Below are 14378 nucleotides of genomic sequence, written 5' to 3'. Positions count from 1 at the left end.
CGCTCCACCGGCGCGCGCACGCCCTCGCCGGCCGCGCGCTGCTCGTCGCGGCATCCCGGGCCGACACCGCCGCCGCGATCCTCGCGGCCCAGCGGATGGACGCGCACAGCGCGGCCCTGGCCGGCCAGGACCTGGTCGGCGCCCCCTGACGGCCCCGGTCCGCGAGCCGGGGAGGTCCGCGGACCGGGTGCCACCCACGAGGCGGCCCACGACTTCAGCCAACCCCAACCTGAGCAACCCCCAACCTGAGTAACCCCCGACCCGAGCAAACCCCACCCTGAGCACCCCCTGCCGAAACCCCCCACTCCGGTTCACTACCGCGATCGGCACTTCACTCCCCGTCCACCCAACTCCCCCTGGAATGTGGAGTTCCGGGAGCAGATTGCTCCCGTGAGACGCATCGTGGGAATCGTCCTGGCGGTGCTGCTGATCGGCGGAGTGGCAGCAGCCGTCGTCGCAGGCCGCGACAGTGGGACAGGCACGGCAACGAAGACCGTGCGAGGAGTGATCGGGTCGGAGAAGGCGGAGTTCTTCGCCGACCCGGATGTGGTGAAGGCCCTCGCCGCCAAGGGTTTCACCGTGAAGACGGAGACCTCCGGGTCCTGGGACATGGAGCAACTCCCCCTCAAGGGGTACGACTTCGCGTTCCCGTCGTCCAAGGCGCCGGCCGACGAACTGCGGGCCAAGGCGAAGGCGACGGGCGCTCCGCAGCGCCCGTTCTACTCGCCGCTCGTCGTCGTCGCGCACCGCGCCGCCGCCGAGGTGCTCGCGGGCAACGGCCTCGCCGTGCTGAACGGCCCGACCAGCGGCACCCTGCGGATGGGCCCGTACCTGGAGGCCGCGCGCGCCGACCGGACCTGGCAGCAGCTCAAGGGGGCCGCCGCGCACCCGGAGTTGAGCGGGACGCTGTTCATCACCTCGACCGACCCGTCGGCCTCGAACTCGGGCGCGCTGTACCTCGCCGCGGCGAGCTATGTCGCCGACGGCGGCAAGGTCGCCGGCGACAAGGCGGCCGTGGACCGCACGGCGCCGCTGCTGCGCAAGATGACCCAGGTGCAGGGGGCCCAACAGTCCAGCTCCGACGCGCCGTTCAGGGACTTCATCAGCGGCGTCGGCAATCCGCTGGTCCTCGTGTACGAGTCCCAGGTCGCCTCGCAGCTGCTCGCGAAGCAGGACCTCGGGGACCTGGTGCTGCTCTACCCGGACACCACGGTCAACAGCGACCACACCGTCGTACCGCTCAGCGAGAACGGCCGGACGCTCGGCGAACTGCTCGCCACCGACCCGGAGTTGCGGAGGCTCGTGGTCCGGCACGGCTTCCGCCCGCAGGGCGCCGCCGCCGAGTTCACCGCCGCCACCGCCGCCCACAAGGGCCGCATCAACCAGACACTCACCGGAGTCCGCCAGGCGCCCGTGCCCACCAGCGAGGTGCTGCACGAGATGGCGCGGCGGGCCCGTTCCTAGGGGGACCGCATGACCACCAGGCCACAGGGCCCGCTTCTGACGCCGCCGGAGAACGATCCGCCGCTCGTCCTGACCCCGCCCGAGCCGGTCGCCCCGGTCCGCAGCGAGCAGGCGTCCGGGCTCGTCCCGCTCGACGACTCGGTCCGTACCGAGATGACCCGGCGCGCCGCCGACTACGTCGGCTCGCTCGCCGGCATCGACCCCCGCTCGCCCGAGTTCGCGGGCCGCATCGGGGAGATCACCTCGCTCGGCGCGGGCGACATGCGCACCGCCACGCAGCAGACGAACCGGATGCTGGACCGCACGGTCCGCTCGCTGTCCGACGGCGGCGGCGACGCGCAGTCCCGGGTCGGCTCGTCCCTCGTCGAGCTGCGCCGCACGATCGAGGACCTCGACCCGCGCGACACGCCCGCGAAGGGCGCGCGCAAACTGCTGTCCCGGCTGCCGGGCGGCAACAAGGCCCGCGACCACATCGCCAAGTACGCCTCCTCGCAGACCACGCTCAACAAGATCGTCGGCGGGCTGCGCGGCGGCCAGGACGAGCTGCGCCGCGACAACGCGGCGTTGCAGACCGAGCGGGCGCGGCTGTGGGAGACCATGGGCAAGCTCCAGGAGTACGCGGTTCTCACCGACGCCCTCGACGCGGCCGTGGAGGAGCACATCGCGGGCACCCCGGACCCGGCGGCGGCCGACGCGCTCCGCGCGGACGTGCTCTTCCCGGTCCGCCAGAAGCACCAGGACCTGCTGACCCAGCTGGCCGTCTGCGCCCAGGGCTACCTGGCGATGGACGTCGTGCGGCGCAACAACGACGAGCTGATCAAGGGCGTGGACCGGGCGGCGACGACCACGGTGTCGGCGCTGCGGATCGCGGTCATGCTGGCCTCCGCGCTGGAGAACCAGCGCAAGGTGACCGAGCAGATCAACGCCCTGACGGCGACGACGGACGCGCTGATCCGCGACAACGCGGCGATGTTCGCCGAGCAGTCCGGTGAGATCCAGCGGATCGCGGCGGACCCGGCGGTCGCCGTGGACACGCTGCGCACGGCGTTCCAGCAGATCTACCGCACCCTCGACACGATCGACTCGTACAAGATCCAGGCCACCGAGGCGATGGCGACCACGGTGGAGAGCCTGACCGCGGAACTCCAGACGGCCGGCACGTACCTGGAGCGCACCCGCCGCACGGGCGCCCTCGAAGGCGGCCTCGGATGACCGGCCCGAGAGCACTCCGGCGCCCACGAGCACTCCGGCGCGCGGGCGCGTTCCTCGCCGCCGCCCTCATGCTCGCCGGCACGGCGGCATGCGGCGTCGGCGACGGAGGCGGAGGCGGAGGCGGCACCGACGACAAGGACGACCACACCTACAAGCCCGGCACCCTCCGCGTCCTCGCCTCCTCCGAGCTGGCCGACATGAAGCCGGTACTGGACGCGGCCGAGAAGGCCACCGGCGTGACCGTGCGCCCGACGTACGCGGGCACGCTCGACGCCGTCGAGCAGGTGGCGTCCGGCAAGGCGGACGGGCGGTACGACGCCGTGTGGCTGTCGTCCAACGACTATCTGCGGTTGCGGCCGGAGACCGCCGCGCGGATCACCGGCGAGACGCCGATCATGACCTCGCCGGTCGCACTGGGCCTGCGGCCCGCGGCGGTCGCCCGGCTCGGCTGGGTCCCGAAGAAGGTCACCTGGGCCCAGGTCCACCGCGCCGTCGCCGACGGCAAGCTGGGCTACGGCATGACGGACCCGGTGCGCTCCAACTCCGGCTTCTCCGCGCTGGTCTCGATCGCGTCCGGGCTGTCCGGCGCGCAGTCCGCGCTCACCGACGCCGACGTGGCCCGCGCGACGCCCCGGCTGAAGGAGTTCTTCGCGGGGCAGACGCTGACCTCCGGCTCATCCGGCTGGCTGGCCGCCGCGTACGCCCGTCGCTCCGACGTCGACGCGCTGGTCAACTACGAGTCGGTGCTGCTCTCGATGCCGGAGAAGCTGACCGTCGTACGCCCCAGCGACGGCGTCGTCACCGCCGACTACCCGTTCACCGCCCTCACTTCAGCCCCCTCCGAGGCGAAGGACGCGGCCCGCAGGCTGACCACCCACCTGCGCGGCGCCGACGCCCAACGGCTGATCACCGAGAAGACGCTGCGCCGCCCGGTCGTCCCCGGGGTGAAGCCGGCCGCCTCGATCGCCACGGACCCGCGCCGCGAACTCCCGTTCCCCGGCAGCCGGTCCGTCGCCGACGGGCTGCTCGACGCGTACGACAACCGGCTGCGCCGGCCCTCCCGTACGGTCTACGTCCTCGACACCTCCGGCTCCATGTCGGGCGACCGCCTGGCGCGGCTGAAGGCCTCGCTGAGCGAGCTGACGAAGGACTTCCGGGACCGGGAGGAGGTCACGCTGCTGCCGTTCGGCTCGTCGGTGAAGCAGGACCAGGTCCGTACGCACACCGTCGACCCGAAGTCCCCGGACACCGCGCTGAGCGCGATCCGCGCCGACGCCGGCAAGCTGTCGGCCTCCGGCGAGACCGCGATCTACAGCAGTCTGCAGGAGGCGTACGAGGTGCTGGGCAGGGGCGACTCCCGCTCGGCGTTCACCTCGATCGTGCTGATGACGGACGGCGAGAACACCGCCGGCGCACCGGCCTCCGGCTTCGAGAGCTTCTACAAGGCCCTGCCGGAGGACCGCCGCCGCACCCCGGTCTTCCCGATCCTGTTCGGCGACTCCGACCGGGCCCAGCTGGAGGGCATCGCCACGCTCACCGGCGGCCGGCTCTTCGACGCGACGACCGGCTCGCTCGACGGCGCCTTCGAGGAGATCCGTGGCTACCAGTGACCGCTCCCCGAGCCGGGTGCTCCGCTACCTGGAGTCCCGCAAGAACCTGACCGGCTCCGCCGCGGGCCTGGTCGGTCTGGTGGCGACCTTCACCGGCCTGGCCGGCGCGTACTGGCCCGTGGTGGTCGCCGGTCTGTACGGCGCGGGCGCGCTGATCGCCCCGCCCGAACGGCCGCCGGCCCCGGACTTCCCGGACCCGGCCGAGGAACTGGACGAGCTGCGGGAGAACTTCGCGACCCTGCGGACGTATCTGGCGGAGGTCGACCTGCCTCCGGCGGCGGCCGGCCGGCTCACCGAGCTGGACGGGGTTTTGGAGGCGCTGCTCGACCCGCGCTGGGTCGCGGACGTGCTGGCGCAGGACCCGGAGGCGGTGCACGCGCTGTCCCGGGCTGTGCGCCAGGACATCCCGGAGGCCGTGGACTCGTACGTCCGTACCCGCTGGTGGTCGCGGGTCGCCCCGGGCACGGAGCCGCCGGAGCGGCATCTCGAACGCCAGCTCACCGCGCTGCACCGGGAGACGACCTCGATCGCGAGCGCCCTCAGGGACGCCGAGGAGCGCCGCCAGGAAGCGCACACGATCGTCACGGAGGACCGTCAGGACCGCCTGTAGTCCGAAGGGATCCGACGCGATTCGATGCGATCCGACTCGGACATGCTGCGGCCCCCGGAGCCAGGTGAGGTTGGCTTCCGGGGGCCGTTCGCATCGTGGCGGGCCGTCGTGACCCCACTGGTCAGGGCGGTGTTCGGGGCAACCCGCCACGAGTCACGGGGCGGGGACTAGCCCAGGCGCTCCACCAGAGCGCGGTACTCGTCCCACAGCTCCTTCGGCGTGTGGTCGCCGAAGGTGTTCAGGTGCTCGGGGACCAGGGCGGCCTCCTCGCGCCAGACGTCGCGGTCGACCTTGAGCAGGAACTCCAGGTCCTCGGCCGGCAGGTCCAGGCCGTCGGTGTCGAGGGAGTCCGCGGTCGGCAGGACGCCGATCGGGGTCTCGACGCCCTCCGCCGTGCCCTGCAGGCGCTCGACGATCCACTTCAGGACGCGGCTGTTCTCGCCGAAGCCGGGCCAGACGAACTTGCCGGCGTCGTTCTTGCGGAACCAGTTGACGTAGTAGATCTTCGGCAGCTTGGCGGCGTCCGCGGACGCGCCGACCTTGATCCAGTGCGCCATGTAGTCGCCCATGTTGTAGCCGCAGAACGGCAGCATGGCGAACGGGTCGCGGCGCAGCTCGCCGACCTTGCCCTCGGCGGCGGCGGTCTTCTCGGAGGCGACGTTCGCGCCGAGGAAGACGCCGTGGTTCCAGTTGAAGGACTCGGTGACCAGCGGCACGGCGGAGGCGCGGCGGCCGCCGAAGAGGATCGCGGAGATCGGGACGCCCTTGGTGTCCTCCCACTCGGGGGCGATCGTCGGGCACTGCGCGGCCGGGACGGTGAAGCGGGCGTTGGGGTGGGCAGCCGGGGTCTCGGACTCCGGGGTCCAGTCGTTGCCCTTCCAGTCCGTGAGGTGCTTGGGCGCCTCCTCGGTCATGCCCTCCCACCACACGTCGCCGTCGTCGGTGAGCGCGACGTTGGTGAAGACGGAGTTGCCCCACAGGGTCTTCATGGCGTTGGCGTTGGTGTGCTCGCCGGTGCCGGGCGCGACGCCGAAGAAGCCGGCCTCGGGGTTGATCGCGTAGAGACGGCCGTCCTCGCCGAACCGCATCCAGGCGATGTCGTCGCCGATGGTCTCGACGGTCCAGCCCGGGATCGTCGGCTGCAGCATGGCGAGGTTCGTCTTGCCGCACGCGGACGGGAAGGCGGCGGCCACGTACTTCGACTCACCCCGCGGCGGGGTGAGCTTCAGGATCAGCATGTGCTCGGCGAGCCAGCCCTCGTCACGGGCCATCACCGAGGCGATACGGAGCGCGTAGCACTTCTTGCCGAGCAGGGCGTTGCCGCCGTAGCCGGAGCCGTACGACCAGATCTCGCGGGTCTCGGGGAAGTGCGAGATGTACTTGGTGGAGTTGCAGGGCCACGGCACGTCCTCCTGGCCCTCTTCCAGGGGGGCGCCCAGCGTGTGGACGGCCTTCACGAAGAAGCCGTCGGCGCCCAGCTCGTCGAGGACGGCCTGTCCCATGCGGGTCATGGTGCGCATGGAGACGGCGACGTACGCGGAGTCGGTGATCTCGACGCCGATGGCGGAGAGCGGGGAGCCGACCGGGCCCATGCAGAAGGGCACGACGTACATGGTGCGGCCCTTCATGGAGCCGCGGAAGATGCCTTCCTCACCCGCGAAGATCTCCTTCATCTCCGCCGGGGCCTTCCAGTGGTTGGTCGGGCCGGCGTCCTCCTCCTTCTCGGAGCAGATGAAGGTCCGGTCCTCGACGCGCGCGACGTCGGTCGGGTCGGAGGCGGCGTAGTACGAGTTCGGGCGCTTGATCTCGTCCAGCTTCTTGAAGGTCCCCTTGGCGACGAGCTCCTCGCAGAGGCGCTCGTACTCGGCCTCGGACCCGTCGCACCAAACGATGTCGTCGGGCTGGGTGATCGCCGCGATGTCGTTCACCCAGGCGACCAGGTCCTGGTGCTGGGTGGGGACGGTGGTGGGAGCCGCGTTGTCGCGCGCCACGATTGCTCCTTGATGAGGGGTTTTTTAGATGTATGCCCCGTGGGGGCTGCGACCCGGATGCGTCGTAGCTGCTCATCCGGTGCCGACCACACTCATTTGATCGTATCCGACACGTGTGCCCATATGTCCAGAGGGCCGCACACGTGAGCATCGCCACTCCTGCCCGGAGACTACGGACGCGTCGGTAGCATTCGGCCCATGACTGCAGCGACGCCGGAGCACACCCAGATGGAGCAGGCCCCGCACGTGCCGCTGAAGCCGCGGCTGCGCGGCTGGCTGCACGCCGGCATGTTCCCCGCCGTGCTCGTCGCCGGGCTCACCCTGGTCGCGCTCTCGGACTCGCCCCGGGCCCGGATCGCCTGCGGGATCTACGTGCTCACCGCCTGCCTGCTCTTCGGCATCAGCGCGCTGTACCACCGGGGGAACTGGGGCCCGCGCGGCGAGGCCGTGCTCCGCCGCCTCGACCACGCCAATATCTTCCTGATCATCGCGGGCACCTATACCCCCCTGACGCTGCTGCTCCTCCCCGATTCCACCGGCCGGCCCCTGATGTGGGCGGTCTGGGCGGCCGCCGCGGCCGGCATCGCCTTCCGGGTCTTCTGGGTCGGCGCCCCGCGCTGGCTGTACACGCCCTGCTACATCGCGATGGGCTGGGCCGCCGTCTTCTTCCTGCCGGACTTCATGCGGGCCGGCGGCATCGCCGTCCTCGTCCTGGTGATCGTCGGCGGCGTCCTCTACAGCGCCGGCGGCGTGATCTACGGGATCAAGCGCCCCAACCCGTCCCCGCGCTGGTTCGGCTTCCACGAGGTCTTCCACTCCTTCACCCTCGCGGCCTTCGTCGTCCACTACGTCGGCATCTCCCTGGTGGCCTACCAGCACGCCTGACCCGCAGAATGTCCGTCATGCCCGACGACGAGACGACGCCCCGGCTCCCCCTGCGCGAGCGCAAGAAGCTCAAGACCCGCGCCGCGATCCGCCGGGCGGCGTACAAGCTCGTCGCCGCCCAGCCGTGGGAGACCACGACCACCGAGCAGATCGCCGCCGAGGCCGAGGTCTCCCCCAGCACCGTCGCGCGGTACTTCCCGGTCAAGGAGGACATCCTCCTCAGCGACGAGGGCGACGACCTCCTGGAGGCCCGGCTGCTCGCCCGCCCCGCCGGCGAGGACCCGCTGGAGTCGCTGCGCGTCGTGGTGACCGACGCGGTGACCGCCGCCCTGGCCGGGGAGACCGAGGAGGTCCTGCTGCGGGCCCGGCTGCTGGTCGAGATCCCCTCCGTACGGACCCGGCTCACCGAGACCACCGCCGAGACCGCGCAGCGGCTCGCCGGAGCGCTCGCCCACCGCACCGGCCGGGACGCCGACGACCTGGAGGTACGGGTCCTCACCGCGGCCGTCCTCGGCGCGCTGCGCGAGGCGACCGTCTACTGGGCCGAGCACGGCCGCGACCCCGACGCGCTCGCCCCGCTGCTCAGCCGCACCGTCGACACCCTCAAGGGCGGCCTGGCGCTCCGAGCACGCCCCTGACCACCCGTCCCGACAGGGGGTTGTCCGGGCACTGCCACACCCCGTGCGGGCAGTAGTCCGTGAGGGTCTGGTACACCGGCCGGTGCCGGGCGAACCAGTCGAGCATCCCCCACACATAGGCCGGGTTGTCCCCGTTCCGGAACAGCCCCCACTCCGGGTACGACACCGGCTTGCCGTGCGCGGCGGCGAACCGCACATGGTGCGCGAGGCCGTACTCCTCCGCGACCTGCCCGGCGAAGTCCAGCCCCTCCGGCTGGTCGTAGGCGTCGAGCCCGACGATGTCGACGTACCCGTCCCCCGGGTAGCACTCCGGCCACGGGATCGCGTCCCGGCCCCGGCTCGGCGTGAAGTCGAACCGGAACCGCTGCCCCGGCGTCCCGCGCAGCACGACGACGAGGCGTCGCCAATACGCCTGCCACGCCGCCGGGTCCGGGGCACAACGATGGCTGTACGTCGTCCCGTTCATCTCCCAGCCGAGGACGAGGACCGCGTCGCCGAGGCCGTGCCGGACCAGCCGCCGGCCCAGCGTCCGGAAGTGCCCGTCGAACGCGCCGGCCGCGCCGCGCCGCAGCTCGGCGCGGACCTCGCCGTCGCTCAGCCCCGCCTCGTTGCGCTCCAGCATCGGCACGTTGAGCACGAACAACCGCCCCGGCCGCTCCGCCTTCCAGCGCGCCCAGGGCTCGAACAGGGCGGCGTGGCCCTCGATGTTGGACCACAGGTCGCCGGGCAGATACGTGTGGCCGACGGTCAGCGCCGGGCCTCCCCCGAGCTCTCGGGACCCCCATAGCCACTGCTGCGCCTCGCCGATCCGCGCCACCCCGGCCGCGTCCGAGCCGGTGAAGAAGCCCGACGGCGCGGTCAGCGGCGGCAGCGAGGCGGCCCACCGCCCGCTGTGCCGGGCGTCCGGCGCGATCCCCCGGTGCGGCGGGAGCGCACACCACAAGGCCGCGAGCAGCACGACCAGTGCGGCTCGCGGCCAGGTGGAGGTCCTGGGAAGGGTCACGTCAGCTCGTCCAGAAGTCCCACCAGCGGGTCAGGATCAGCATGCCGATGACGCCCAGGTGCAGGACCGGCAGGGCGAACGTGAACTCCTCGCAGAAACCGCGCAGTCCGGCGGGCGCCGGCAGCACGCCGGTGCGGACGTTGTGCGAGGTGACGTACCAGAACATGACGACGGTCGCGGTCCAGGCGAGGCAGCACCACAGGCAGAGCGCGTTGATCTCGTACAGCGACTGGTACATCAGCCAGGCGCAGAACCCGACGCCGAACAGCGTGCCCGCGTTGAGCCCGAGCCAGAACCACGGGCGGTACCGGGCCCCGGAGAGCAGTCCGGCGCCGACGGCGACGACCATCGCGTACGTGACGAGCCCCAGCATCGGGTTCGGGAAGCCGAACACCGCCGCCTGCTCGCTCTTCATGATGTTGCCGCAGGAGACGACCGGGTTGAGGCTGCAGCCCGGGGTGAAGTTCGGGTCCTCGAGGAGGTGGAACTTGTCGATCGTGATGACCCAGCCGGCGAGCACCCCCGCCGCCCCGGTGATCATCAGCATCCAGCCGAACGCCCGGCTCGCGCCGATCCGCCCGTCCGTCCTCGGGGGATCGTCCGGCCGGTGCCGCTGACCCGGCACCCCGTCCCGTGCGCCGACCGTCGCCATGAGCGTCAGCCCTGGATCCGCCGCACCGGCATCACCAGGTGCGCCGAGTTCTTCACGACCCGCTCGTCGGTGACGAAGGTCTTCAGCCGCGCCTCGGTGACCGTCTCGCCGGGCACCGCCTCGGGCCACGGCGTCGTCGGACAGAGGAGAACCACCTGTCCGTTCTGGTGCGCGGCGGCCTCCCACTCCGCCGGCACCGGGCACTGCACCTTCATGAACGGCAGGGTGAGCACCGCCTGCTGAGCCTCGACGAGCAGATGGACCCCGAGAGCGGCCTGCGCGCCGTCGGCGAGCTCGCCGCCGATCTGCAGACCCATGCCCTGCAGGGCCTGACGCATCGAGGCCTCGCAGGCCTCGGGGCCGTCGGGGCCGTCCCCGAGCGAATACACCATCAGAAATGCGGTGATGTTCTTCTCGGCGGTGGGCCCGATGGTCCAGGGAATGACGGTGAGCGTTCCCAGCGGATTGGCACTGCGCGCCCGGGAGATCGCGTTCGGTGAGGTCATGACGCCGGATGCTAGTGGTCCGCGTGGGAATGCCCCGAGCCCTTGTCACCCGTCCGGCAGACATTCACCCGCCCCCGTGTTTTCTCCGTGACCGAATGCCTTCTCGCTCGTTCTACCTAGATGGCATTCGCCCTTTCGCCCAGGAGAGTTCACTCATGAGCGTCCCGCGCCGCTACGCCCTGCGAACCCTTTTCGCGGTGGCCGTCACCGCCTTCACGGGCGGCGCCCTCGCCCGCATCGCCGCCGCGGAGAAGGACGGACCCGTCACCGCGCCGCGGCGCCCCGACCCCCTCGCCCCCGGCGGCCCGCACGCCGAGGGCACCCGCTTCGACGAGATGTACCGGGGCCGCCGCATCCAGGCCGAGCCGGCCGCCGCGGGCGCCGTCCGGGTCCGCGTGGACGGCCGCCCGCTGCACGTCATGCGCTGCGCCGACGGCGGCTGGCTCACCCCGCTCGACCACTACCGGTCCTGTCCGACCCCGCTGGCCGCAACCCGCGCGGCCGTCGACGAACTGGGGGCCGCGTCGCTGTCTCCGCTCGCCGCCGCCCACGGCGGCCACCCGGGAGGGAGCCCGCGTGGCGTACGTGCGTAAGAACCAGCGCGACCTGACACCCGCCGAGCGAGGCAGGTTCGTCGACGCGGTCCTGGAGCTCAAGAGCCAGGGGACGTACGACGACTTCGTCCGCACGCACATCGACTACTACCGCCCCGACGGCGAGAGCGGACTGCGTCTCGCCCACGGCGCGCCCAGCTTCCTGCCCTGGCACCGCCGCTTCCTGCTCGACTTCGAGCGGGCGCTGCGCCGGATCGACCCGGCGGTGACCGTCCCGTACTGGGACTGGACCCGGGACGGCGGCCCGAACTCCGCACTGTGGTCCGCCGACTTCATGGGCGGCACCGGGCGGCGCAGCGATCTGCAGGTGACGACCGGCCCGTTCGCGTACGCCGGCGGCCGATGGCCGATCGCGGTGGCGATGACCGACACCCGGTTCCTGACCCGGGACCTCGGCCGGCCACGCGACCCGCTGACGCTGCCCACGCCCGCCGACCTCGAGCGCGCGATGAGCGAGACGGCGTACGACGTCTCCCCCTGGGACTCGACCAGCCGCTCCGGCTTCCGCAACCTGCTGGAGGGCTGGGCCCCGGGCGTGGGCGACGCCCGCTGGCAGAACCACAACCGGGTGCACCGCTGGGTCGGCGGGATGATGCTGGGCGGGGCCTCGGTGAACGACCCGGTGTTCTGGCTGCACCACTCCTTCGTCGACCTGCTGTGGACGCGCTGGCAGCGGCGGCATCCGCGGTCGGGCTACCTCCCCGCCCAGCCGCCGCCGCGCGGGGACCTCCAGCACGGGCGGGTCGCCGCGCTGCACGAGCCGATGCGGCCGTGGCAGGTCACCCCGGCGGATCTGCTCGACGTCTCGCACATCTACCGGTACGCGTAGGCGGCCCGACACCCCGGACACATGGAGCGGCCCCCCGGTCGGAGGACCGGGGGGCCGCTCTCGGCATTGAGGCCGGTGATCAGCTGCCGTAGCCGCCGTCGCCGTGGCCGTGGTCGCCGCCGCCGTCGGCGTCGATGTTGGCGCACTCGTTGCCGAACGCCGGGTTGATCAGGCCGATGACGTTGACGGTGTTGCCGCACAGGTTGATCGGGATGTGGATCGGAACCTGGACGGCGTTGCCGGACGCGACACCGGGCGAGTGGGCGGCGATGGCCTCGGCGCCCGAGTCGGCGACGGCCATGCCGGCTCCGCTGAGGGCAACGGCACCCGTGCCGGCGAGGACAGCGGCAGCCTTCGCGATGCGAGACATCAAGAACTCCTTGGACCTTTGGAACGCGACCGCGAGAATCACGGTCGTCACAGCCGTTCAACGTCGTGACGCGGAAGGGGTAACGGGGGATTACGTCAACCGGCCCAGATCCTTCGCCCGACCGCGCATACGGAAAGGCCCGCAGGCCGGTGAAGTCCCGCCGTCGGATACGACGGGCCGGACACCGGACCTGCGGGCCGCGGCCATGCGACAAGCCTCCTGTCGCAACGAGCGGAAGCCCGTGGGGTGGCGGGGAAGAATCGTGTCTTCACGACCCCTCCATCGGTCATACAAGAACGATTCGTCAGACCGCAGGGGGCTGCAGGCCCAGCGTGGGGTCGAGCGCCCCGGAGAAGGTCGGCGCCAGGAGGCCGGCCTGCGGCTCGGCCAGACCCGGCAGGCCGGGCAGACCGAGCGGGCCCGTGGCGCCGGTCGGGGCGGCGACCGGAGTGCCGATGACCGCGCCGGGCGTGACGGTCTTCACGGCCGAGCCCGGCGTGGTCAGCAGCGCGTGGCCGGACTCGCTGCCGTCGAGGAGCTCCGGCAGCGGGGCGTCGACGAGGGTCTCCGGCACCGAGCTCCCCACCGGGACGCGCGGCAGGCCCGCGTCCGGCAGGCTGCCGCTCTCGTGGAGACCGGTGGGCGCACCCGGCATGGGCAGCGGCACGCCGCTGGCCACGGTCGGCGCGTCAAGCCCCGGGGCCGCGGTCTCCAGGCCCTGCAGCGGCAGGACGACGGGAGCCTCGGTGGCTGCGGCGGAGGAGACGGTCGACGCCATGGCGGCGGAAGCCAGGGCCGACATCAGGATTCCCATGCCGGCTTGAGATCGCAGGTTCATTACTGCGCACGCCCTTCAGGAGCTTGTGGTGGGGGTGGGTGCTGTGTCGTCTAGAACGAGCACCTTGACCGCGGCGTCGCGAAATTCGCCTGGTTGCAGCAACGCCACGACCCTTGCCGGTGAACGCGGCGACGCCGGTTGACGCGTACGGGGCCGCCCGCCGTGGCGCATTCGGGCGCTCGCACGGAAAGGCGGCGCGCAAACGCGCGCAGGGCCTGCTCCGGACGAGACGTTCCTCGTCCTGAGCAGACCCTGACCGCGCACGCCACGCCCGGCGTGAGCTCGACGAACCAGCGGGCCGGCGCGCCTACTTGGGGAGCGGGAGACCGCCGAGCAGCGGGGCGTTCTGGCTGGTCTCGTTGACCTTGTCGGCGGTGTCGGTGACGGTCTTGAGCGCGGATCCGTCGGTGGTGCTGCTCAGGGCGTCCGTCTTGAGCGGCTGGCTGCTCTTGAGAGCGCCGAGCGCACCGTTCAGTCCGGCGGGCGCGGCGGACTCCGCGGCCATGGCGGGCGCGGCCGCGCCCAGGGCCATCACCGATCCGGCGACGACCGCGGCAACCTTGGCAGGCTTCATGAACTGGTCCTTTCTTCGCGAGCAAGTCACATGACACACCGGCCTCTTGGCCGATTCCGGTGTGTCGTTCCGTGTTCTGTAACGAGCCCTGCTCGCCCCGGAAACTCCAGGTCATGGGATTTCCCGGCACTGCACTCGATCGATGAGGGCCGGTCCTGTTATCGGACCGGCGGCGGCCGGCGGCCTGAACACGACCGTGCCGGCCCGGAGTTCCGGACCGGCACGGAAGCGCGCGAGGCCTACGAGATCGGCAGCGTCACCGGCGGATCGGCCGGGAGGTCGACCGGCGGGTCGACCGGCAGGGTCGGGATGGTCGGCAGGCCGGGCAGATTCGCCGCGGGCAGGCCGCTGCCGAGCACGACGGCGACGACCGTGTTGACCAGGCCGGTCAGGGTCGCGGTGATCGCCGGGACGACACCGGCCGGGTCGCCCGCGGTGGCGGCGGCGATCAGGTCGGCGACGGCCTTCTCCAGGCTCGCGAGGGCGTCGTCCTTCACGTCCGCGGGCGCGATCGGCGCGGCGGCGCGGGCCACCGGCGAGATCACGGCGGGCGCGCCGGGGGCGGCGACGGGCGCGGGGGCG

General features: G+C 72.0%; 15 protein-coding genes and 2 pseudogenes. 9 read left to right on the top strand and 8 right to left on the bottom strand.

The features are described 5' to 3' along the window. The 5 genes and pseudogenes from VIU94_RS44920 to VIU94_RS05375 form a co-directional block, all read left to right on the top strand. Positions 1–149: pseudogene (locus VIU94_RS44920) on the top strand (SCO4983 family protein); the annotation flags it as partial. Between the two features lie 241 nt (positions 150–390). After that, positions 391–1464 (top strand): hypothetical protein, encoded by a 1074-nt coding sequence (locus tag VIU94_RS05390; RefSeq protein ID WP_414720891.1) that lies wholly within the window; start codon positions 391–393, stop codon positions 1462–1464. A 9-nt stretch (positions 1465–1473) separates the two neighbouring features. Then, the gene (locus tag VIU94_RS05385) at positions 1474–2676 is read left to right on the top strand and encodes a toxic anion resistance protein (RefSeq protein WP_331908084.1); all 1203 of its coding nucleotides are present in this window, start codon (positions 1474–1476) and stop codon (positions 2674–2676) included. Next, entirely contained in the window at positions 2673–4286 is a 1614-nt protein-coding gene (locus VIU94_RS05380) for a substrate-binding and vWA domain-containing protein (protein WP_331908082.1), read from the top strand. The genes VIU94_RS05385 and VIU94_RS05380 overlap by 4 nt, the downstream gene beginning before the upstream one ends. Further along, on the top strand, positions 4273–4896 hold the full coding sequence (locus tag VIU94_RS05375; protein ID WP_331908080.1) for a hypothetical protein: 624 nt from the start codon (positions 4273–4275) through the stop codon (positions 4894–4896). The genes VIU94_RS05380 and VIU94_RS05375 overlap by 14 nt, the downstream gene beginning before the upstream one ends. A 167-nt stretch (positions 4897–5063) precedes the next feature. On the opposite strand, the gene VIU94_RS05370 is transcribed toward VIU94_RS05375, so the two are convergent. Beyond that, positions 5064–6887 carry a phosphoenolpyruvate carboxykinase (GTP) gene (locus tag VIU94_RS05370; RefSeq protein WP_331908078.1) on the bottom strand — a complete coding sequence of 608 codons (1824 nt, stop codon included), beginning with the start codon at positions 6885–6887 and terminating at the stop codon, positions 5064–5066. 198 nt (positions 6888–7085) lie between these two features. Here VIU94_RS05370 and trhA point away from each other — a divergent pair, with 198 nt between their 5' ends. Continuing rightward, positions 7086–7772 carry a PAQR family membrane homeostasis protein TrhA gene (gene trhA / locus VIU94_RS05365; protein ID WP_331908076.1) on the top strand — a complete coding sequence of 229 codons (687 nt, stop codon included), beginning with the start codon at positions 7086–7088 and terminating at the stop codon, positions 7770–7772. A 17-nt stretch (positions 7773–7789) separates the two neighbouring features. Continuing rightward, on the top strand, positions 7790–8410 hold the full coding sequence (locus VIU94_RS05360) for a TetR/AcrR family transcriptional regulator (protein ID WP_331908074.1): 621 nt from the start codon (positions 7790–7792) through the stop codon (positions 8408–8410). Here the strand turns inward: VIU94_RS05360 and VIU94_RS05355 are convergent. The 3 genes from VIU94_RS05355 to VIU94_RS05345 are packed head-to-tail and all read right to left on the bottom strand — an operon-like array spanning position 8376 to position 10571. Beyond that, positions 8376–9413: a glycoside hydrolase family 26 protein gene (locus VIU94_RS05355; RefSeq protein ID WP_331908072.1), complete on the bottom strand. Its 1038-nt coding sequence runs from the start codon at positions 9411–9413 to the stop codon at positions 8376–8378. The two genes, VIU94_RS05360 and VIU94_RS05355, sit on opposite strands and share 35 nt — an antisense overlap. Position 9414: 1 nt before the next feature. Next, positions 9415–10065 carry a vitamin K epoxide reductase family protein gene (locus VIU94_RS05350; RefSeq protein WP_331908070.1) on the bottom strand — a complete coding sequence of 217 codons (651 nt, stop codon included), beginning with the start codon at positions 10063–10065 and terminating at the stop codon, positions 9415–9417. A 5-nt stretch (positions 10066–10070) separates the two neighbouring features. Continuing rightward, positions 10071–10571, bottom strand: coding sequence for a DUF5949 family protein (locus VIU94_RS05345; protein WP_331908068.1), 501 nt, complete (start codon positions 10569–10571; stop codon positions 10071–10073). A gap of 155 nt (positions 10572–10726) precedes the next feature. Between VIU94_RS05345 and VIU94_RS05340 the strand changes: the two genes are divergently transcribed. Together VIU94_RS05340 and VIU94_RS05335 are read left to right on the top strand one after the other, a co-directional pair. Beyond that, a complete protein-coding gene (locus VIU94_RS05340) occupies positions 10727–11164 on the top strand; it encodes a tyrosinase family oxidase copper chaperone (RefSeq protein ID WP_331908066.1) in 438 nt (145 codons plus the stop codon). Next, positions 11148–12014 (top strand): tyrosinase family protein, encoded by an 867-nt coding sequence (locus tag VIU94_RS05335; protein WP_331908064.1) that lies wholly within the window; start codon positions 11148–11150, stop codon positions 12012–12014. The genes VIU94_RS05340 and VIU94_RS05335 overlap by 17 nt, the downstream gene beginning before the upstream one ends. A 79-nt stretch (positions 12015–12093) precedes the next feature. On the opposite strand, the gene VIU94_RS05330 is transcribed toward VIU94_RS05335, so the two are convergent. The 4 genes and pseudogenes from VIU94_RS05330 to VIU94_RS05315 all read right to left on the bottom strand — a co-directional run. Beyond that, positions 12094–12384 (bottom strand): chaplin, encoded by a 291-nt coding sequence (locus VIU94_RS05330; RefSeq protein WP_331908062.1) that lies wholly within the window; start codon positions 12382–12384, stop codon positions 12094–12096. A 304-nt stretch (positions 12385–12688) separates the two neighbouring features. After that, a complete protein-coding gene (locus VIU94_RS05325) occupies positions 12689–13186 on the bottom strand; it encodes a hypothetical protein (protein ID WP_331908060.1) in 498 nt (165 codons plus the stop codon). Positions 13187–13529: 343 nt separating this feature from the next. Continuing rightward, entirely contained in the window at positions 13530–13796 is a 267-nt protein-coding gene (locus tag VIU94_RS05320; RefSeq protein ID WP_331908058.1) for a hypothetical protein, read from the bottom strand. Positions 13797–14035: 239 nt separating this feature from the next. Further along, a pseudogene (locus VIU94_RS05315) lies at positions 14036–14378 on the bottom strand (hypothetical protein); the annotation flags it as partial.

Source organism: Streptomyces sp., from assembly GCF_036566765.1.
Lineage (GTDB): Bacteria > Actinomycetota > Actinomycetes > Streptomycetales > Streptomycetaceae > Streptomyces.
Note: the sequence above shows the minus strand (reverse complement) of the source record. Positions and strands in the feature narration are given on the sequence as shown.

Excerpts from the sequence above, each read along its gene's own strand:
- VIU94_RS05385 (WP_331908084.1), top strand. The coding sequence starts at position 1,474 with ATGACCACCAGGCCACAGGGCCCGCTTCTGACGCCGCCGGAGAACGAT.
- VIU94_RS05380 (WP_331908082.1), top strand. The coding sequence starts at position 2,673 with ATGACCGGCCCGAGAGCACTCCGGCGCCCACGAGCACTCCGGCGCGCG.
- trhA (WP_331908076.1), top strand. The coding sequence starts at position 7,086 with ATGACTGCAGCGACGCCGGAGCACACCCAGATGGAGCAGGCCCCGCAC.
- VIU94_RS05360 (WP_331908074.1), top strand. The coding sequence starts at position 7,790 with ATGCCCGACGACGAGACGACGCCCCGGCTCCCCCTGCGCGAGCGCAAG.
- VIU94_RS05350 (WP_331908070.1), bottom strand. The coding sequence starts at position 10,065 with ATGGCGACGGTCGGCGCACGGGACGGGGTGCCGGGTCAGCGGCACCGG.
- VIU94_RS05345 (WP_331908068.1), bottom strand. The coding sequence starts at position 10,571 with ATGACCTCACCGAACGCGATCTCCCGGGCGCGCAGTGCCAATCCGCTG.
- VIU94_RS05340 (WP_331908066.1), top strand. The coding sequence starts at position 10,727 with ATGAGCGTCCCGCGCCGCTACGCCCTGCGAACCCTTTTCGCGGTGGCC.
- VIU94_RS05330 (WP_331908062.1), bottom strand. The coding sequence starts at position 12,384 with ATGTCTCGCATCGCGAAGGCTGCCGCTGTCCTCGCCGGCACGGGTGCC.
- VIU94_RS05325 (WP_331908060.1), bottom strand. The coding sequence starts at position 13,186 with ATGTCGGCCCTGGCTTCCGCCGCCATGGCGTCGACCGTCTCCTCCGCC.
- VIU94_RS05320 (WP_331908058.1), bottom strand. The coding sequence starts at position 13,796 with ATGAAGCCTGCCAAGGTTGCCGCGGTCGTCGCCGGATCGGTGATGGCC.